Origin of the sequence: Nostoc sp. NZL, from assembly GCF_015714705.1 — a bacterium.
Classification (GTDB): domain Bacteria; phylum Cyanobacteriota; class Cyanobacteriia; order Cyanobacteriales; family Nostocaceae; genus Nostoc; species Nostoc foliaceum_A.
In genome coordinates, this window is sequence record NZ_WBKL01000185.1 from 34,490 (window position 1) to 54,226 (window position 19,737).

General features: G+C 43.1%; 19 protein-coding genes. 5 read left to right on the forward strand and 14 right to left on the reverse strand.

The window, feature by feature from the left end:
• Positions 1 to 69: 69 nt before the first annotated feature.
• The 10 genes from F8R90_RS27685 to F8R90_RS27730 all read right to left on the reverse strand — a co-directional run bounded on the left by F8R90_RS27685 (position 70) and on the right by F8R90_RS27730 (position 8,389).
• Positions 70 to 639, reverse strand: a complete 570-nt coding sequence (locus tag F8R90_RS27685) for a peptidylprolyl isomerase (protein WP_190895335.1) — start codon at positions 637 to 639, stop codon at positions 70 to 72.
• A gap of 119 nt (positions 640 to 758) precedes the next feature.
• The gene (locus F8R90_RS27690) at positions 759 to 2,765 is read right to left on the reverse strand and encodes a primary-amine oxidase (protein WP_196513349.1); all 2,007 of its coding nucleotides are present in this window, start codon (positions 2,763 to 2,765) and stop codon (positions 759 to 761) included.
• Between the two features lie 155 nt (positions 2,766 to 2,920).
• On the reverse strand, positions 2,921 to 3,445 hold the full coding sequence (locus tag F8R90_RS27695) for a tetratricopeptide repeat protein (RefSeq protein WP_196513350.1): 525 nt from the start codon (positions 3,443 to 3,445) through the stop codon (positions 2,921 to 2,923).
• Between the two features lie 93 nt (positions 3,446 to 3,538).
• Entirely contained in the window at positions 3,539 to 4,354 is an 816-nt protein-coding gene (locus tag F8R90_RS27700; protein WP_196513351.1) for a transporter substrate-binding domain-containing protein, read from the reverse strand.
• Between the two features lie 12 nt (positions 4,355 to 4,366).
• Positions 4,367 to 4,723 (reverse strand): 50S ribosomal protein L20, encoded by a 357-nt coding sequence (gene rplT / locus F8R90_RS27705; protein WP_069069781.1) that lies wholly within the window; start codon positions 4,721 to 4,723, stop codon positions 4,367 to 4,369.
• 19 nt (positions 4,724 to 4,742) lie between these two features.
• Positions 4,743 to 4,940, reverse strand: coding sequence for a 50S ribosomal protein L35 (gene rpmI, locus F8R90_RS27710; protein WP_109007939.1), 198 nt, complete (start codon positions 4,938 to 4,940; stop codon positions 4,743 to 4,745).
• Positions 4,941 to 5,139: 199 nt separating this feature from the next.
• Positions 5,140 to 7,200 carry a ribonuclease catalytic domain-containing protein gene (locus F8R90_RS27715; RefSeq protein WP_196513352.1) on the reverse strand — a complete coding sequence of 687 codons (2,061 nt, stop codon included), beginning with the start codon at positions 7,198 to 7,200 and terminating at the stop codon, positions 5,140 to 5,142.
• 175 nt (positions 7,201 to 7,375) lie between these two features.
• Positions 7,376 to 7,591, reverse strand: coding sequence for a 30S ribosomal protein S18 (rpsR, locus tag F8R90_RS27720; protein ID WP_012411240.1), 216 nt, complete (start codon positions 7,589 to 7,591; stop codon positions 7,376 to 7,378).
• A gap of 2 nt (positions 7,592 to 7,593) precedes the next feature.
• Positions 7,594 to 7,788, reverse strand: coding sequence for a 50S ribosomal protein L33 (gene rpmG, locus F8R90_RS27725; RefSeq protein WP_094333178.1), 195 nt, complete (start codon positions 7,786 to 7,788; stop codon positions 7,594 to 7,596).
• Between the two features lie 43 nt (positions 7,789 to 7,831).
• The gene (locus F8R90_RS27730; RefSeq protein ID WP_196513353.1) at positions 7,832 to 8,389 is read right to left on the reverse strand and encodes an RDD family protein; all 558 of its coding nucleotides are present in this window, start codon (positions 8,387 to 8,389) and stop codon (positions 7,832 to 7,834) included.
• A 259-nt stretch (positions 8,390 to 8,648) separates the two neighbouring features.
• Here F8R90_RS27730 and F8R90_RS27735 point away from each other — a divergent pair, with 259 nt between their 5' ends.
• A complete protein-coding gene (locus F8R90_RS27735; RefSeq protein ID WP_196513368.1) occupies positions 8,649 to 9,914 on the forward strand; it encodes a molybdopterin molybdotransferase MoeA in 1,266 nt (421 codons plus the stop codon).
• Here the strand turns inward: F8R90_RS27735 and F8R90_RS27740 are convergent.
• A complete protein-coding gene (locus tag F8R90_RS27740) occupies positions 9,911 to 11,143 on the reverse strand; it encodes a cysteine desulfurase-like protein (protein ID WP_196513354.1) in 1,233 nt (410 codons plus the stop codon). The two genes, F8R90_RS27735 and F8R90_RS27740, sit on opposite strands and share 4 nt — an antisense overlap.
• Before the next feature lie 305 nt (positions 11,144 to 11,448).
• Between F8R90_RS27740 and F8R90_RS27745 the strand changes: the two genes are divergently transcribed.
• A complete protein-coding gene (locus F8R90_RS27745) occupies positions 11,449 to 11,670 on the forward strand; it encodes a DUF4327 family protein (protein WP_190895342.1) in 222 nt (73 codons plus the stop codon).
• A gap of 321 nt (positions 11,671 to 11,991) precedes the next feature.
• Here the strand turns inward: F8R90_RS27745 and F8R90_RS27750 are convergent, their stop codons facing one another.
• Both F8R90_RS27750 and F8R90_RS27755 read right to left on the reverse strand, forming a co-directional pair.
• Positions 11,992 to 12,153, reverse strand: a complete 162-nt coding sequence (locus F8R90_RS27750) for a hypothetical protein (protein WP_196513355.1) — start codon at positions 12,151 to 12,153, stop codon at positions 11,992 to 11,994.
• A gap of 54 nt (positions 12,154 to 12,207) precedes the next feature.
• Positions 12,208 to 12,459, reverse strand: a complete 252-nt coding sequence (locus F8R90_RS27755) for a hypothetical protein (RefSeq protein WP_196513370.1) — start codon at positions 12,457 to 12,459, stop codon at positions 12,208 to 12,210.
• Between the two features lie 879 nt (positions 12,460 to 13,338).
• On the opposite strand from F8R90_RS27755, the gene F8R90_RS27760 reads away from it, so the two are divergent.
• Entirely contained in the window at positions 13,339 to 17,622 is a 4,284-nt protein-coding gene (locus F8R90_RS27760; protein WP_196513356.1) for a PAS domain S-box protein, read from the forward strand.
• A gap of 52 nt (positions 17,623 to 17,674) precedes the next feature.
• On the opposite strand, the gene F8R90_RS27765 is transcribed toward F8R90_RS27760, so the two are convergent.
• The gene (locus F8R90_RS27765) at positions 17,675 to 17,836 is read right to left on the reverse strand and encodes a hypothetical protein (protein ID WP_196513357.1); all 162 of its coding nucleotides are present in this window, start codon (positions 17,834 to 17,836) and stop codon (positions 17,675 to 17,677) included.
• On the opposite strand from F8R90_RS27765, the gene F8R90_RS27770 reads away from it, so the two are divergent.
• Together F8R90_RS27770 and F8R90_RS27775 are read left to right on the forward strand one after the other, a co-directional pair.
• Positions 17,828 to 18,196: a response regulator transcription factor gene (locus F8R90_RS27770; protein ID WP_196513358.1), complete on the forward strand. Its 369-nt coding sequence runs from the start codon at positions 17,828 to 17,830 to the stop codon at positions 18,194 to 18,196. The two genes, F8R90_RS27765 and F8R90_RS27770, sit on opposite strands and share 9 nt — an antisense overlap.
• Positions 18,197 to 18,204: 8 nt before the next feature.
• Positions 18,205 to 19,638, forward strand: a complete 1,434-nt coding sequence (locus F8R90_RS27775; protein ID WP_196513359.1) for an ATP-binding protein — start codon at positions 18,205 to 18,207, stop codon at positions 19,636 to 19,638.
• The last annotated feature ends 99 nt before the right edge of the window (positions 19,639 to 19,737 follow it).

Sequence of the window (19,737 nt, forward strand, 5' to 3'; positions counted from 1 at the left end):
AAAGGGCGGAATAACACTAGCGGAATTTGTTCATTCGATGGAGTAGAAATTAACCTAGAGATGTGTTAGTTACTGCCGAAAAATTTCTACTTTTTCTAACACTACATCTTGATTTGGACGATCTCTAGTCGTAGGTACATTGGCAATACGGTTGACTATATCCATACCTTCAATAACTTTACCAAAAACACTGTGTTTGCGGTCAAGATGAGGCGTTGGCCCTTCTGTAATGAACCATTGCGAACCATTAGTACCGCGTCCTGCATTTGCCATTGAGAGGATACCCGCACTAGAGTGCTTTAATTCAGGATGAAACTCATCTTCAAATTGATATCCTGGGCCACCAGTACCCCAGCGGTTAGCCATATCCGTATAACGACTAAGGGGATCGCCACACTGAATCATAAAATCAGGGATGACTCGATGAAAGCGAACTCCATCGTAGGCAGGAGTCCCCTTTTGAGATTGACCTGTCTTAGGGTCTTTCCAATCGATTGTCCCGGTTGCTAAACCTACGAAGTTTTTGACGGTGTTGGGGGTTTTGTCTTCCTCCAAACGAACTATAATTTGACCCAAGGAAGTAATTAAACGAGCGTGCAGTGTGCCTTCACCGGGAATATTAATTTCGGGAAAATTCATAAGGTATCCTATTTTGAAAACTGCCAATTTTTGGACTACGATAAGCTTATCAGTATTCAAGTTACAGGTTTACAGATTGCGGAAAAACTGAACTAAGGAAACTTTAGAAAACGAATATTTTACTCTGGTAAATTAATCGCTGGATTCCGGCTAAAGAATCCTCTAGGGACTAGCTTAAAGCCAACTCGGTGAACAGGCATCACAGGCCAATCTTCCGATCGCGGAATATGAGTTACGCCCATTGTGTACCACAGCACGATATCTTCACCCATCAAGGATTCATCGTCTGCAATATATTTTGGCAAACCCTGTCCTGGTTGAGTCTGGTTGGGATAATCTCCCCCAGCATAAAGTTCAGTAGGTTTATATTTTGTTACCCAAACGTGATGAGTCGCAAATTCTGCCCTTTGACGGATGTTTGAGCGTTCCACAGGCAAAAATATGGAGTTACCTCCAGGCATCAGCATATATCCAGGTGCAGCCCCTAGCATATTTTTCTTATCTGCACTAACAATCATCCATTCTCGACTGCTTTTCATATCCAGATCGCGCACAGCAGCCGTTTCTTTTGTTAGTGGGTTTTCTGCAACTGCGATCGCATTTCCTAAAGGATTTTTATCATCCATCGGCAAAGCTTTCACGTTCATTTCCATCACAGAATTAGCTTGACCATCGACATCGAAATCTAGGCGGTAGTTGAAAAAGTGTTGGTGATTCACCCCCACAATGTTTTTTGCGATCAATCGACCATAGGAATGATCGGCAGATTGATTTTCAGAAGCTGTTCCCTGCGCCAGTACGATACCCGTTAATTCATTTTGGACTTCCAAAGTCCCATCTTGGTGAAAGATCCAATTAATGCTGTAATCATAGTTGTCAATCGCCACCGTCATCGTCATGACTAATTCTCTACTGCGACGGACATCATTACGCTGAGTGCCATACTCATAGTGCTTCCAGAGCATACCGTTATTTCGCTCGTATATGCCGATAACTCCTGGCATAACATAAGGTTCTCCGTCGCCATTAGCAAAGACAGCATCCAGCAAAAGACCATTTTCAGGAATTTCCTTACCTAACTCCATCGTGGTTGCTAGGGAACCAAAATTGTATTCCCCAACATCAAAAGCATTTCTGAATGACCAAGTGGGATCTGGATCGCCGTAAGGCACTACCGTCTCTGATAAGCTAGCGCGGTATAAAACTGGTCGGATATTTTCGCCATCGTTGTTGGTTACTTGGTAAAGCACCAATCCACTGCGGGGATGCATTACATAGCGAAATTTCCAACCTTGCCAGCTAATTTCATTGCCTTTGATCTGGAAACTTGCACCATTTGGTTGCAGTATCTTTAATGCTTTAAGTGGTGAAAGTAATTTACCCAAGGACTTTACATCGTAGTTCCAGTTTTCCTTGGAAAAAGGAACTATCCCCCTATCCACGAAACTGGAAATTTTACCTGTGTTCAAATTGACGGTTCCTAATATTCCTTCAATTGGACTGCCGTAATAATTCCAGTGTTGGCCTTTGTAGTAGAACAAACCCCGACAAAGACGGTTTCCTGCTGCTTCTTCCTGTTTACTCAGGATTCCTGGGGCCCAACAACTAATTTTGACTTGGTTGAAGTCTGTAATTCCCCGCTTTCGCATCGCTGTTTGCCATCGGGGATCGGATTTAAAAGCTTGAGTTGCCAATTCATATTCTGAAGCAACGATCGCAGGTTGAACAGAGGGTATTTCTTTCCAAGAATTTAAGGTTTTGCTTGTTAGATCAACAATTGCTTCATAGGTTTTATTTAGCGTAGTACAGAGTCCTTGCCGCAGGCATCGCTCATAGATTACCAAAAAAGCTTTTCGTTGGAAAGCTTTACCCGGTGTAAATTTCAGAACTTCTTCTTTATCTGGTTCTTGTAAAGCAATAAGTGGAAAAGCTGCCATTTCGCTCAAAGTTTTTTCTCTTTTGATGACCGAAACGGCTGTACTAATTTCTGCCTCTGTTAACGAAGTGAGAGGATGGGAAATCGAAGGCTGTTGAGCCGTCAATATTCCCATTAGTCCCAGTGAGATAGAAATGACGACAATGATGGCAATAGGTAGCCACAAAAAACGCTTTAGCCGCTTAATCATCTTTTACATTTTTACAAAAGACTTATAGTTATCTATTTCCATGCCTAAGCCGGAAAACCGATAAATTAAGAGGCTAAAGCTAAATTAATTTGTTAATAGTTGAAGGGACTGGGGACTAGTGAAGAGTTTTCTTATCCCATACTTCATGTTCTCATTTAGGCAGAAACCAAACGACGTAAAGATTCAGCACGGCGTTTAGCAATAGGGTTATTTGGAGCAAACTTCAATGCTTCTTCGTAAGTTTGTAACGCCTGAGTAGTTAACTTTTTTTTCTCGTAGGCATGAGCAAGATTATTCAACCCTGTTACGTAGTCTGGTTTAGCTTTTAGGGCTTCTTTATACTGACGAATTGCTAGATCATATTGCTCTTGGGTAAAATAAACATAACCCAGCCCGTTGTAAATAGGGGCAATATTTTCTTCTTCCTCATCTTGGGCAGCTTTGAGAGCTTTTTGAAATAGCGCGATCGCTTGAGAATACAGTTTTTTGTCTGAATAAATACTGGCTAACTCATAATATTCTTGAGTCGTACCCTTTTCTTTCTCTAACTTCTTCCGCAATCTTGCAAAGGAGCCTTCAATCTTGCGAGTTTTGAAAATCTGGCGAAAAACACCCACGGCTGCAATTGTGAGTATAACCACCAAAACTGAGAGATAAACAACGGCTAGACTGTTATCCATTGCTGCAAATACAAATATTAAAAGTTGTTTCTCTATCTATTATCAGCCTATTGTCCTTTGTCATTTGTGAATGACTAATGACTAATGACCAACTTACGGTAAGCCCCAATATTGAACACGTTGCTGGAGCCAACCTTCTGCTAAGTAACGAGCGATCGCTTCATTCACATTTCGTCTTAACTTATCGTACTGCAATCCCTTGGGCATCACTACAGACAAGGGTTCAGTTGATAGCTTAATTGGCAGTAAGCGATATTGGGGATATTGTTGCACCCAACCGCTCAGAACGCTAGCATCTGCGGCAAAGGCAAAAGCTGCATTACTTTCTATTTTCTCTCGCGCTTCTTGATATGAATTCACTCCTACCAACTCGGCGTTTGACACATAGTACCGCACTTGAGCAATGGTGCTGGAGTTATTCAGTACAGCAATTTTTTGTTTTGCCAAATCACTTAACTGCTGCACAGAGGCATCTTTTGTAACTAATACAGTGCCATCCAAATAGTAGGGAACACTGAAACTAACTATGCGGCTGCGAGATTCAGTTGCTGTTACCCTAGCGATCGCAAAATCAACTTTCTTGTCTAAGACTACAGACAAGCGATCGCGATTCGCTACAGGTTCCAATTTTACAGCCTCGGCCTTCCCAAGCAAGTCAAGTGCCAATTGCCGTGCCAAGTCAATTTCCAAGCCTTGCAAATTCCCCTTGGCATCTCTAAATCCCAACGGACGCAAGTTATCTTTAACGGCAACATTTAGATAGCCCCGCTGCTGAATTTCTGGCATTTCGGCAGCAGACGCAGTTAATCCTGTTCCCACTATGGAAAAGCAAGATATCCAAAAAATAGTGGCGGATAATACCAGATGTAACCGAGTAATTTCTTGCCATCTGTTACATCCGTTATACATCCGTTGCCACCTTTATCCTTTAGCTTGATTTGCTAGTTCAGCAACTTTGCCAAAGCTAGCTGGATCGAGGACTGCTAATTGTGCCAACATCTTGCGATTTAGTTGGATATCAGCTTTTTTCAAGTTACCGATCAACTGGCTGTAACTCAAGCCGTGTTGCCTTGAAGCAGCGTTGATCCGGGTGATCCAGAGACGGCGAAAATCGCGCTTTTTCTTTTTGCGATCGCGGTAGGCACTGCGTAGCGCCTTCATCACTTGTTGGTTGGCAGTTCTAAACAGAGTTGAGTGAGAACCGCGAAAACCTTTAGCTAGTTTGAGAATTTTATTGCGGCGCTTCCGAGCTACATTACCGCGTTTTACCCGAGTCATAACTTATTTCCTAAAATACTTACAAATATGGGAGCATCAAGCGCACGTTGAGTTCATCGCGTTCATGTACAAGCGCACTCTGACGCATACTACGCTTTTTGTCAGAAGATTTGTGCTCTAAAAGGTGGCTTTTGAACGCTTTACGACGGACGATTTTGCCGGTGCCGGTGGCACGGAATCGCTTCGCTGCGGCTTTACGAGTCTTTAGTTTAGGCATTGTTTAGCTTTAATTCGACACGATCCATTATTATATACTATAAAAATTGCTCGAATGGAATATTAAGTTAAATCGGTGCTCATAAACCGCTTCTAAACGAAGGGTTACTAAACTCCGTGGGTTTCAAACCCTCAATTTTTACTTAAGTAAAGACAATTATGCGCGAGTGTTCCACCAATAGTTCCGAATTACAAATTAGTTAATTCGCTGCTGTTTGGGCTTCTTGATAAACTATTTCTTGAAATTGGATCATATCTTTTTGCGGATCGGCGTGGCTGACTTTCACCACTATCTGTTCGCCCAAGTTAACAGAACGCTTGAAAACCATTGGTAACTGCAAACCCAAATCTTCGATCAAAATTAGGGCTAAGTTGCTGTCTTCCCGCAGCCACATCAACACTGTTACATCCCAAGTTTCCTCTGGATGACGGCGTAAATACTCTAAAGCATAATATCTATTAGTTTGCCGTTCCACCATCGTCACCTCTTGGGTGATGCTGGTAACAGTCATCATCACTTCTTTAAGTTGATCTGCGGAAAATGGTAAAACTTCACCCCGCAAATGGGCTTTAATTTGGAAGTGGGTAAGTAAGTCACTGTAACGGCGGATGGGAGAGGTTGCTTGGGTATAAGTATCCAAACCCAAACCAGCATGGCGCAGAGGCGTGATGCTCATTTCGCTCTTGGGCATACAACGACGCATAGCGCAAGCGCGAACGAATCCGGCGGGAAGTAGGAGCAGTTCCTCTTCTGGGGGTAATTCCGGTTGGGGCTGACCACGAAAGGGCAAAGGTATGTTATGAGCTTTACCATAACGAGCCGCCACTTCGCCGGCAACAATCATCATTTCTGCTACCACTTGCCGGGATGGGGAATCGTCCAAAATATCAATATTGATCTCATCATCTTTGACTTTGATCATCGCTTCGGGCATGGTGATGCTAATTGCCCCTTGAGCGAAACGCCAAGCTTTGCGCCGCTGTGCCCAAGTTGCGATCGCAGCAATTTCTGGTTCTGCTTGTACCCGTAATTGCAGCATTTCATCTACATCTTCGTAGGTGAGGCGATAAGTCGGCTTAATCGAGCTGGTATGAATGCTGTAATCTTCCACTCCCCCAGTTGTACCTAAAATAATCCCAAAACTGAGAGCGCAACAAACCCGTCCCTGGATCAGACTCATTGGCCCAGTCGCCAATACCTCTGGAAACATGGGAATCATGCCCGTAGGTAAATAGACTGTACTACCCCGCTTTCTGGCTTCCAAATCTAATTCATCTTCCGGCACTAACCATCGAGTGGGATCGGCGATATGCACCCACAGGCGTTCCCGTCCATCGGGGAGTACTTCCCAACTTAGACCATCGTCGATCTCTGTGGTAGTTTCATCATCAATGGTGTAGACCTTCAGGTGAGTCAGATCAAGGCGGTTTGTATCTGAGTCAATCGGCGGGAAATCCAAACGCTGTTGCGCCACTTCTAATACCTTATTAGGAAATTGGATCGGAATTGAAGAACGACGCAGGAACAAGTTTTCATAAGGACTCCAGCAACCCAAATCCACCAATAGTTGAAAGGCCCCTTGGGGTGTTGTAGGCCGTCCCAGCATGGTCATAGTTTCTAATACTGGAGCGCTTGGCGGATAAGCGCGAGCCAAGGAGTCATAATTGACCCCTGTTCGCACGGTGTCAGCAATCAGCGCGGCGTATTTTTCGAGTCCTTCTAAGCGCTGGCGATCGTGGCGCTGCCACTCTACTGCTTCGCCTTTGAGCGCCTGCTCTACACGAGTTAAAAATTCCTGCTGTCCCTTAGCTTTTAGTGCCTCTACTTCCATCTGGTGCTTGCGTTCTGCCACTTGAGCAGCAGTTCGGGCTTCATAAGCGTCTCCTTTTTGCTTGAAATAGAGTTTGTCGTCTGATAACAAGCAATAGGCGGCGTAACAAGGAGGCGCAGTTGATTCAGAAAATAGCAAATTTGCCATTTGATCTGGGGTGACTGTTTCCCCATCTTCAACCAGTAATTCCCAAGCTACTTCTAAGCTAGATGGATCTAAATAAGGCTTGACCTGCTCCAAAAAACTGGCAATCTCAGAGGGCTTGTAGGTCTCTTTGGTAACTGTATAAGTTATTTGTCTCGGCGCGAGGCTGTGGGATTGACCACGTTCGTCTACCACAAACCAGCGGGTTTTACCGTCTGGGCGTTCTACGATGCCCAGACGGCGATCGCCTTGAACCCTAAATTCAACTAGCGTCCCCTTCTCCACAACTCTCGCACTTTAATTTGGTGAACAGTTTAAAAAATAGTTTTAAGTTAGGAGTTAGGAGTTAGGAGTTTTGATTCTTAACTCCTGTACACGATTAATCGCGTCTCTCCTGTATAGACGCGTAGACGCTCAAAGAGCGGCTTCTCGTAAGAGTATAATCGCGTCTCTCCTCTTTTTAGCCTTCCGCATTGATAAATGGCAACAAAGCCACAATCCGCGAACGTTTAATTGCTAATGTCAACTCTCGCTGTTGCTGAGATGTCAGCCCAGTAATCCGACGTGGCAGTATTTTACCGCGCTCGGTGACAAACTTACGCAATAAATCAACATCTTTATAATCGATTGGTTCTCCTGGCTTGATCGGAGAAAGGCGACGACGGAAATAACTCATCTCTACTTAATTTCCTTATGAACGGTATGTTTGTTGCAGTGGGTGCAGAACTTTTTCAGTTCTAGCCGGTTAGTGGTGTTGCGGCGATTCTTGGTGCTGGTATAACGTGAAACACCAGCAGAACGCTTGTCTGAATTTGTCCGACACTCGGTACACTCTAGTGTCACAATAATGCGGGCACCTTTACTCTTAGCCATAATCTTACAAACAGTGAAGCCTGAAGAGAATTAACACAAATGACTATCTTCTCACATTCCGCCGCATATTTTCAACTAATCTTTTAATTTTTATATCAAGCGAGTAGCCACGACGTGACGAAACTACGAAAGTTCCGCAATAGCGATCGTGTAAAGCTTGCCGCATCTGGGCATCAGATAAGGCAGTTCCGCAATCAATTACTAGGGGAAGTACTAGCAGTATAGCAGTGGGATTGGCTCTAATATTGCTGAGGGCAATTGACACTAAAAGGGCACCCAAGCCTACGATCGCCTCTCGCTTCACTAGTGAGAGCAAATCTGGAATTCTGCCGACTACTTCCCCATCTTCAACTTCCAACACCTTTAAATCGAACGCCCAACGCCCTAAACTTTGCCCTTGATTGTTGTATACCACCAGCACCCGCAAAATCAGCCAAAATATTACAAAAACTAGGATTTGCACAACTTGAATCCCGATATCGCCGCCTCCCAATAGGGAACTGAATAACCAGACACCAAGGAAATCAAGTCCCAATGCCATACCTCGCCGCCCAATTTCAGCCTTGGGATAGTGTTTTTGGGGAAGTCGTTCGATAGTCATACAAAATAGGTATTTTTATTTAGGGGTTGGGAAATAATGATTGCTCCTGTTTTTTATATTAAGGTGATGGCTTGGGTTTGGCGTTTAAACTGTTGCCCATATAACTACGACACAACAACTGCTCTAAGCGTCATTTCTGAGGCAGGTTTGGGAGCTACGAATAACTTGCAGTCCAGAGAAATTCAATCCAAAATCCAAAATCTAAAATTGGTCAGTGTTACTTTACAGGGATACAGGTAAAAAGTCGGAGGCGATCGCTATGCTATCAGTCAACGATGCACAAGCAATTATTTTAAATTTGGTGCAGCCGTTGGATCATCAACGGGATACAGAAGTTGTAGATTTATTGACAGCCGATAGTCGCATTTTGGCAACACCTGTCACTAGTCCGCTAGATTTTCCCCATTGGGATAATTCGGCAATGGATGGCTACGCAGTTCGCTATCAAGATGTGCAGCACTCTAACGCCGAAAATCCAACCGTTTTAGAAATTGTTGAAGATATTCCGGCTGGGTATCAGCCCAAGTCTACGATTCAAGCAGGGCAAGCAGCAAGGATTTTTACAGGTGCGGTGATTCCAGCAGGTGCGGATACTATAGTCATCCAAGAAAAGACACGTCGGGAGGAAAACCGCGTATTTATCCTGGATGCACCAAAACCGCAAGAATTTGTCAGACACAAAGCATCTTTTTATCAAGCTGGAACACAACTACTATCAGCAGGAATCAAGTTAAAGGCCCCAGAAATTGCCGTATTGGCAGCAGCACAGTGTCCAAAATTAGGTGTTTATCGCCGTCCGCGTGTGGCAATTTTTTCCACTGGTGATGAGTTGGTGACAGTTGATCAACCGTTGCAACCAGGGCAAATTGTGGATTCTAATCAGTATGTGCTGGCAGCTTTGGTGAGACAAAGTGGGGCAGAACCGTTAATTTTAGGTATTGTCAAAGATGATCCAGTTGCTCTGGAGAAAGTTATTACCCACGCCGTTGCGATCGCTGATATAGTTCTCTCTTCTGGTGGTGTCTCAGTGGGAGATTATGACTATGTTGACAAAATTCTAGAGTCACTAGGAGCAAAAATCCACATTCGGGCTGTACAGATGAGACCAGGGAAACCCCTCACCGTCGCCACTTTCCCGACTACAGAGGCGATTAATCGCGTCTCTCCCCACTCAGCCCTTTATTTTGGTTTACCAGGAAACCCTGCGGCTGTGTTGGTGACATTTTGGCGATTTGTGCTACCAGCAATCAAGAAACTTTCGGGAATTACTGAAGGTTGGGAACCAGTGTTTTTGAAAGTGCGATCGCATGATGAATTGCGATCGGATGGCAAGCGTGAAACTTACCTTTGGGGTAAATTGCATTTAATTGATGGAGTTTACGAATTTCACAAAGCTGGTGGTAGCCACAGTTCTGGCAATTTAATTAATTTAGCTCAAACCAATGCTTTAGCTGTTCTCCCGGTGGGTCAAACATTAATTTACCCACAAGAAGAGGTGCAAGTTTTACAGCTTAGTAACGGTTAAAATACCTGCTCAAAAGCTTCAATCAAGCTGTTAACTTCCTCAAGGGTGTTGTAATGCACCATACTCACCCGGACTATTCCACCTTTGGATGCTAACCCCAGGGATTCAATCAGCCGTTTAGCATAAAAGTCACCGTAGCGAATCCCAATATAATGTTGGTCAATTTTTGCCGGAATGCTTGAACTATGCATTCCATCTACCACAAAAGATATAGTTGGCACACGGAATTGACGATCAGCCTTTGATTGACCAATCACTCGCACATTAGACTTGCTGTTGAGGTAATTTAGCAGGCGATCGCTAATTTTTTCTTCATGTATGCTAATTAAATCAAACGCCTGCACCATTTGATTTCTCAAATCAGTTGCAGTTTGATCGCCGTAGTGGAGTTGTGCTAATTCACTTAAATAATCACATAAACCCAACATTCCATAACTCAATTCAAAATTGACATTTCCTAACTGAAATTTATAAGGTATATCTGTCTGTTCAATAAAATAATGATTAAGACCAGGTAATCTTAATAAATGCTCTTCTTTGCCATAGAGTAAGGCATGATGTGGCCCATAGACTTTATAAAAACTCAAAGTATAGAAATCAACATCCAAATCTTGGACATCAACTAATCTGTGGGGTGCATAAGCTACACCATCCACACAAATCATCGCGTTGCGATCGTGTACAAATGCAGCAATTTCTTTAATAGGGTTGATAGTTCCCAGAACATTAGAAGCATGAGTCAAGGCTACTAATTTTGTCCGCTGACTCATCAATTGTTCTAAATCTGCTAAATGAAGTTCCAAGGTATCTGGTCGAACTTGCCACACTTTAACCTTCATTCCTTGTTTTTCAAGAGCGACCCAAGCACCAATATTAGCCTCATGGTCACAATTAGTAACAATAATCTCATCATCAGGCGTGAAGGTTTGACCCAGACAAATTGAGAGAACTTTTAACATCATTGTAGTAGATGGCCCCATGACCACTTCTTTAGAAGAATTGGCATTAATGAAAGTAGCCATTCCCTGAGTTGCTAGAGCTAATCGTTCTCCTGCAAGTTGAGAAACCGCATAAGAAGCTCCCAACTGCACATCAGAACTTAGGAGAAATTCGCTAATTCTATCTACTACTTTCTTCAGGGTTTGTGACCCACCGGCATTATCAAAAAAAGTCCATTCACCAGCTAGGGCGGGAAAATATTGCCGAACTTTATCAAGATTCAGGAGCATAGTATAAGTTTTCTAGAGAATGTTCTTTACCCTAGCCTACCTTTTGGCAAGTCGCCCAGAGAGCGTCTACATCATCTTTTGATGTTTGCAGCTTGTTGTGCTAGCCTTCTTGCTCTGCAAAAATCTCTCTAGAGGAGTATACTTGGGAACTCAAAGAGTATCTTACTGATATATCTAACTTCCAGCAAGGGTTAATGTCTTGATTCTTCACAATTCTCGTCAGTTTTATTTGATAAGTTTAAGATACAGTCAAAGCAACTTTGTTTTGATTCTTAATTCCTTGATTGAAAATAGAGGAACTAGCTATGAACACTACGGTTAAATACGACATCGAAGTTATCAAGGAAGAAGCACTTCAACTTGTTAAAAGGGGACTTATTAACCGTCAGCAGCCAATTTATACCCTTTGTAAATATATTCCTCACCGGGATTGGGTTAATTTTGAACTTGAGTTAGAAAAAAACGAATTTCTACTCAGAGATAGAATTATTGACCTACTGAATCATGAATCTTGGGAAGACGATTGAGGCTGTATCTAGAAGCTCAACTTTATTAGCAGCATCCCCATAAAAACAAAATTACAAATTCATTTTTCAGCATTAAAAACCCTCGAATTAAGTCGGGGGTTATAAGCAAGGATTATTAAAGTAAGCAATAAATCTCAGCTACGGTGTACACACAAGTCTTCTAGAACTGCTCCACAAGGTTTTAATCTCCCCAACCCGTCTTAAAAAGCAAAAACTTCTCAAAGTCGCTCTTTTTAAGGCGAGCCACTGCGGTCTATTGGTGTCAACTTAACCCAAAACTCCTTTAAAAACTCGTTTCCAGCCAGAGGTTGGAAATGCATCTCATTGGGCTGCTGCCTGCTGTCCGCCAGTAACGGAGGCGGCAGCCCCCCTAGTAGGCATTCCCAGTCGGAGACTGGGAACGAGACAAATTCCCCGTTTTATCTTTCTAGCTGTGTCAGGTAATACCTCATGGATGAGCCACAGCCTGGAATTTTGCGACAATTAATTGCTGGAATAAAGAAAAAATTATACTAAACAAATTTCAGTGATTTGGTATTAGGCAGACAATTCTTGTACCCCTATCCATTCAGTAATAGATTGCAATTGTCCTGCGTAAACAGTAGTACTTTTACGTTCTTGTTTTTCAGGTGTTCTAAGTAGTTTTCTCACGATAGCTTCGGTGAATGAACTGGAGTCGTTCAGATTATAAACAGGCATTTCTTGCCAGCAGTGGCGACAAAACCAGTAACTCTCTGCACCGCGTATATGTTCTAAAAGTATACTTGAACAGCAAGGACAGTAATTCATATTCTTCTCAAATCGTGTTGATAAAAGTGTTATTGCAAATGAGGGTAGGCAGTTGACCTGCCCGTAAGTATTTAAAACTAGGTGTCTATATTTTGACTATAGTGTAAAAAAATGAGGAACTTGTGAGGAAATTCAAAACACTTAATATTTACGTATGATTTATACATATTTCTTAAGTAATGACCTCAAGGTTATTTAGCTATCTCTTCACAAGATCCTCAAATTATCTTCGTATAAATTCGTATAACTATAAATATGAAATGTGTGACTTAAGAGCAGCCTTACTTATGGCGTGCCATCTTCTATGAATACAATAAACAAGTCAAATCTTCTTCCTTTTTACCTTCTGTCCTTTGGTTGATACTCCTACGTCACTACGGCTTAACACTAGTCGGCTGGCTGCTTTATGCTCTGAAACCGTCTATTTTAGTAGCTCACCTCCTGCCTCGTTTCTTGAAAGTCTTGCTGGAGGTTTATCAAAACAGGCGAAAGCACAACCTTTCTGGCGACATTCGGCAGCAAGGGTTTAATATTTCCATTCATCAATTAATTTCAAAGATTTCACACTAACAAGACTACCAAGACCATCAATCAAGGTAATCTCTTGAGATAGATGATCTGCTATCTCTAATTTGACAATAGAATGAGTTTGTCGGCTCTAAAATTCTATCTACTTCCTGGTTTAGTTCATAACTTGCATTGTGTTCCCTGTATAAGGTCTAGTAATATTTACTGGATGAATTTATCAATTTAATTGATTGATAATTGATTGTTTATCAATTACAGCAGAATAATTCCTGATTTTTAACATTTTACTTACTCTAGCTTCTGCTAGTTCGTACTGATATCAAAGAGATCATTAGAATTGACGAATTAACTATGCGATTCAACGATCATCTGATTAGCTTACCTAGCTTAAATCATGTTATTAATCGTTCTCCCTTAACGATTAACTCTGATAGTTTTGTAGTTGAAGCTATTGGCTTGATGAGTCAGGAAAGATGTAGTAATTATGCACATAACAGTTTAAATTCGTCATTAAATTTAGGCGACAGAAGTCAACCATTCACTAGTTGTGTCTTGGTTCTGGAAGGAGCAGATTTATTAGGTATTTTTACCGAAAAAGATGTAGTTAGGCTGATAGCTTCGGGAATAGATTTATCCACAGTGACAATGGCTGAAGTGATGACGCAGCCAGTGGTGACCCTTAGACAATCAGATACTCAGGATATTTTCATCGCCTTATCGTTATTGCGTCAGCATCAGACTCACTATTTGCCCGTTTTGGACGATCGCGGGCAATTGCTAGGAATCATCACTGAGACTAGCTTGCTACAAGCCTTTGACCTGATAAAAATGGTTGGGGTCATTGAAGGCTTACAGCAATATTTACAAAAATCCCCAGATGAATTCCGACGAGTTAATCAGCCAATTGAGATAGAGCAAGTCCGCTGTCAAACTCAAAACAACTTAAAACTATGGGTTGAAACCCAATCGGCTGAAATCATGCAAGTTAATCACGAACTTCAGGTAGCCCTCGAAGAACTCCAGGTTGTGGAAGAAGAACTGCGCGAACAAAACGAGGAGTTGGCCGTTGCCCGTGAGCTAGTAGAATTGGAGCGCCAGCGTTACCAGGATTTATTTGAGTTCGCTCCAGATGGTTACTTAGTAACTGATGCAGCAGGGGTTATCCAAGAGGCTAACCGAGTAGCAGCAAGCTTGCTAGCTGTCCGCCAAAAATATTTGGTAAACAAACCATTAATTTTATTTATTGCTCCCCAAGACCGTCAGACTTTTACCACCCGGTTGAATAATTGGCAGCAGGTACAGGAGTGGGAAATTTACCTAAAGCCACGAGGAGGTAGAAATTTTCCGGCTAGCATTAGAGCCGCTGCCATGTACGATTCAGAGGGTAAGCCAGTTGGCTGGCGCTGGTTACTCTGTGATATTAGCGAACGTCAACAGGCAAAGGAGTTACTGCGCCAAGCTAATGAGGAATTAGAACAACGAGTGGCGGAACGGACAGCAGAACTTGTTATTTCCAACGTCCAGTTGCAACAAGAAATTGCCGTTAGCGAAGCTGCCCGAAGGGAACGCCAACGTGTAGAAGTTGCATTACGGCAGAGCGAAAACCTCTATCGCCAACTCGTGGAAAGCCAAACTGACATAATTCTCCGCATTGATTTGCAAGGACAGATTACCTTTGCCAACGTAGCCGCTTGTCAAACCTTCGGCTGGAAACAAGATGAGTTTTGTGGTCAGTCATTTTTCCCGTTTATTTATCCAGATGACTTACCTGAAGCGATGGAAGATATGACAATTTTAGAATCTTCATTGCATCCCTTGATTAATTGTGAGCGACGTGCATTGACAGCCAACGGTATCCGCTGGTTTCAATGGAATGCGATCGCAATTCATGATGACAAAGGAGAGGTTGTTGAAATACAAGGCGTAGGCAGAGATATTACCGAACAGAAAGCAGCGCTGCACGAACGCCAACTTGCAGAAGAAGCACTGCGCCAAAGCGAAAAGAAATTTCGCAGTTTTGCCGAAAACACCCAGGTCATCATCAGTATTGCTAGCCCAGATTCATTCCATCCCTTGTATATTAGTCCTGCTTATGAGAAGATTTGGGGTCGCTCTTGCCAAAGTCTTTACGACCAGCCAGACTCTTGGCTAGATGCAATTCATCCAGACGATCGCGATCGCGTCACCAAATCAGTAGAGCAACTACTTAGTACTAAATCTTGTTCAGTAGAATATCGGATTTTGCGACCTGATGGAGCGATGCGCTGGATTTGGAATCGGGGCTTTGCTGTCTATGATGACCAAGGAGAAGTTGACTACTATGGTTGCATTGCCGAAGATATCACCGAGCGCAAACTGGCAGAAGAGGCACTGCTCCAAAGTGAAGAAAAATTTCGCAATTATGCCGAAAACACCCACGCAGTTATCTGGATTGCCAACCTAGATTCATTTCTAACCTTGTACGTTAATCCTGCTTATGAAAAAATTTGGGGTCGCTCTTGCCAAAGTCTATTGGAGCACCCTGAGTCCTGGATAGAGAGCATTCATCCAGATGATCGCGATCGTTTAACCATTGCAGCAAAGCAAAAGTTTATTGATGAGTCCACTTCACTAGAATATCGAATTTTGCGACCTGATGGATCGATGCGCTGGATTTGGGATCGGGGCTTTGCTATGTATGATGGCCAAGGAAAAGTTCAGTACTATGGTGGCATCGCCGAAGATATCACCGAACGCAAACTGGCCGAAGAATCACTGCAAGAAAGTGAAGCGCGATTGAGTTTAGCTACCGAAGCAGCCCAAATGGGCATATGGGATCAGAACCTGATTGCCAATACGACTATTTGGTCTGCCAATATGGGGCCACTTTATGGTCTGCCAAGCGCTACATTGTGTCCAACCGTTGAAGACTATTTCAATTTAATCCATCCAGAAGACCGCGAATCTGTGATTGCGAGTAGAAATCGCATGATTGAGCAAGGAAAGGGATCTACAGAATATCGAGTTGTCTGGCCCGACGGCAGCCTACACTGGTTAAACTGCAAAGGTCAGGTCTACTATAACGAAATTGGTCAGCCGATTCGGATGATCGGCACAAATAGGGATGTCACTGAGCGCAAGCTGGCAGAACAAAAAATCTTCGAACAAGCCGCTCTCCTTGATATTGCCACCGATGCCATATTAGTTCGAGATTTCCAGTCTCAAATTTTATTCTGGAATAAAGGTGCAGAGCGGATGTACGGTTGGCTTTCTCCAGAGGTGATCGGAAAAAACCTCCAGGAGATTTTTTACCCAGAAGGAAATCAGCACCAACTAGAAAAACCACTAAAAAGCGTAATTGAATGTGGCTCGTGGCAAGGTGAGTTATGTAAAGTTACGAAATCTGGTAAGAAAATTCTTGTGGAAAGCCGCTGGACGTTAATGCGTAATTCTGCGGGAGAACCCAAATCTATCCTGACTGTTGACACTGACATCACCGAAAAGAAACAACTCGAAGAGCAGTTTTTTCGCACCCAGCGATTGGAAAGCCTTGGTACCCTTGCAAGTGGTATTGCCCACGATTTGAATAATATATTGACACCAATTTTGGCTGCGGCTCAATTGGTACAGGGAAATTTTTTCCAAGACGAGGAGCGTTCTGGACAACTGCTGGCACTTGTAGAAACCAACGCTAAACGCGGAGCAGCTTTAGTGAAGCAAGTCTTGTCCTTTGCGCGAGGATTCAAAGGAGAGCAGACAATTATCCAAGTCGAGTACCTGATTTCAGAAATTATCCAAATTGCTAAAGAGACATTTCCCAAATCTATTGAGTTTTCCACGGTGATCTCAGAAGACATTAGGGCTGTCACTGGGGACACCACACAACTGCATCAAGTGCTGATGAATCTGGTACTTAATGCCCGCGACGCTTTACCAGATGGGGGCAATATCACAATTTCTGCGGAAAATAAGTTTATTGATGAAGCTTATACCAGAATGAACCTCGATGCTAAAGTTGGGCATTATATTATGATTACGGTTGCCGATAACGGAATTGGCATACCGCCAGAAATATTAGATAGAATTTTTGAGCCGTTTTTTACTACAAAAGAGATCAGTACAAATTCAGGCCTCGGTCTTTCAACAGTGCTTGGCATCATTAGAAGCCACAATGGTTTTCTCAAAGTGTCTAGCAATGTTGGTAGAGGCAGCAAATTTGACCTGTTTTTACCAGCAGTGGAAGCAACTCAAGCGTTCAAAATAGAAGAGAAGGATCTGCTCCCAGGAGAGGGAGAATTGATTTTAGTTGTAGATGATGAAGCCCAAATTCGGGAGATTGTCACAATCATCCTGGAAAACCATAACTATCAAATACTAGTTGCCAGTAATGGCATAGAGGCGATCGCACTATATGCCCAACACAAGCATCAAATCAATGCCGTAGTGATGGATATAATGATGCCAGAAATGGACGGAATCACCGCTATTCGCACCTTGCAAAGAATGAACAAGCAGGTTCAAATTATTGCCTGTAGCGGACTTAACTCAATGGAACTCTTTGCTCAAGCTGCTGATGCTAATGTGCAAGCAGTTATATCAAAACCTTATACGGCCAGAGAATTATTGAAAAGTTTACATCATCTATTCAGAGGCTAGTAGCGCTACACCTCATTCGGAATACTCTAAAATCAATGTTTGAGATTGCTTTTCATTGCGATCGCAATGAGGTAATTTTGTCACGTTTTACCCTGCCTTCTGCTGCCTTGCCTGCCAATCTTTGTGTCCTGAGATGGATGGCAGAAAACCGGATCATTGACAAGGTAAAATTAGGACTTAATGCTGGACTATATACTAATGTAAAATGCCGCATATATTACTAGTAGATGATGAAGCACCTCTACGCGAAAGCCTAACTTACACGCTGCAAAAAGAAGGCTATACAGTGACAACAGCAGCAGATGGGCATAGTGCGATCAAACAGTTCCACAAGGAAGTACCGGATGTAATTTTGCTCGACCTTATGCTGCCGGAGGTTGGCGGCATGGAAATCTGTTGGCGAATTCGGGCATTTTCGGATGTTCCCATAGTCATGCTGACAGCAAAAGATCAAGATATTGATAAAATTTGGGGCTTGGAAGCAGGAGCAGATGATTATGTCACCAAGCCATTCAATACCCGTGAACTACTGGCACGGATAAAAGCAGTGTTGCGCCGTCGTTCTGGGGATTAGTATTAAAAATGGGCTGGTTGCCTCGCATCAAATTAAATTCCATTCATGCTAAATTGCTAGCGACTTACCTGATACTGATCACCTTGGGAACCTCCTTGATGGCAGGCTATATCCTATGGTCATTCCACGCATACTTTATGCGATCGCGGCAAATGGATTTGGATAACTGGACAGCTGCTTTGAGCGAAAGTGCAGCAGATGCTTTAGAGGCAAATAATCTGCAACGCGTAGAATTATTGGTGCGGCGGTATGGGGCACCACAAACTGTCACACTTCGTATTTTTAATCAACAAGGTCGTCTTTTAGCAACTTCTGATCCAAAGCGAGACAAACAGGTTAAAGACTGGTACAAAGTTCCCGGAGTATGGGAAGCTCTGCAAAATCGTCCGGGACAAGGGGTCGCAAAAGGAATTTTATCAACTGAAGATCGCCTCTACATCGCTAGACCAATTGTGCGTAACGGTCAGTTTTTAGGTGTGCTGCGAATGTCTATCACTTTAGATCAGCTTCAGCGTCAGTTCGCTAGGGTGATTTGGAGTGTTTTGGGAACGCTGGCGCTGACAATCTTGCTATGTGCGCTAATCAGTACTCGCTTTGCTCGGAGTCTGTCAAAACCAATTGAAACTATGCGGAACTTTGCGATTCGCTTAGGTAGTGGTCATTTTGGTGACAAGCTGATTATCCATGAAAACAATGAGTTAGATCAGTTGGCCGCAGAGTTAAACCGAATGAGTGAACGGTTGGCTTCGCTAGATCAAGAACGCCGGGCTTTTTTAGCAAATGTCTCCCACGAACTCCGCACACCGATCAGCAACGTTCAGGTAACGATAGATGCACTTAGAAGTGGCGCATACGAAGAACCACAATTGCGCGATCGCTTTTTTCAAACTATTGAGAACGAAATCAAACGCCTATCACGATTGGTTCATGATCTGCTGGATCTCGGACGCTTGGAAGCAGGAGTTACTCAACTCGAACAGCAGAATTTCTCACTGCGTGGTCTGATTAACCGTGCTGTCAGCGCGATGGAACCTCGAATGCAAGCTATTGGCGTATCTGTGCGCCTAAACGTGGTTGACCTACAACTAGAAGGCGATCCAGAGCGGCTATTACAGGCGATTTTAAATGTGCTAGACAACGCTATCAAACATTCAGTACCCAATTCTCTAGTCTTTATTTCTGGATATAGCGAGAGTAAGCAAGCAGTTGTGAAAATTCAAGACCAGGGAACAGGTATTAGTGAGGGTGATTTGCCCCGAATTTTTGAGCAGTTTTATACAACAGACCCCTCCCGTAAAGGCAGCGGTAACGGGCTAGGGTTAGCGATCGCCAAGCGCATTGTAGAAGCCCATAAAGGCAGCATTACAGCCAACAGCGTCGCCAGTCAGGGCGCAACTTTTACGATTTGCCTACCGCTAAAAGCGATCGCAAATGACCCATGACCCATGCCCCATTTCCCAATCGCTTTTAATTCGATAATTTCCTCACAAGTTCCTCAAATTATTTTCCTAAATTTAGAATGTGGGCAAAATCGGCAAAAT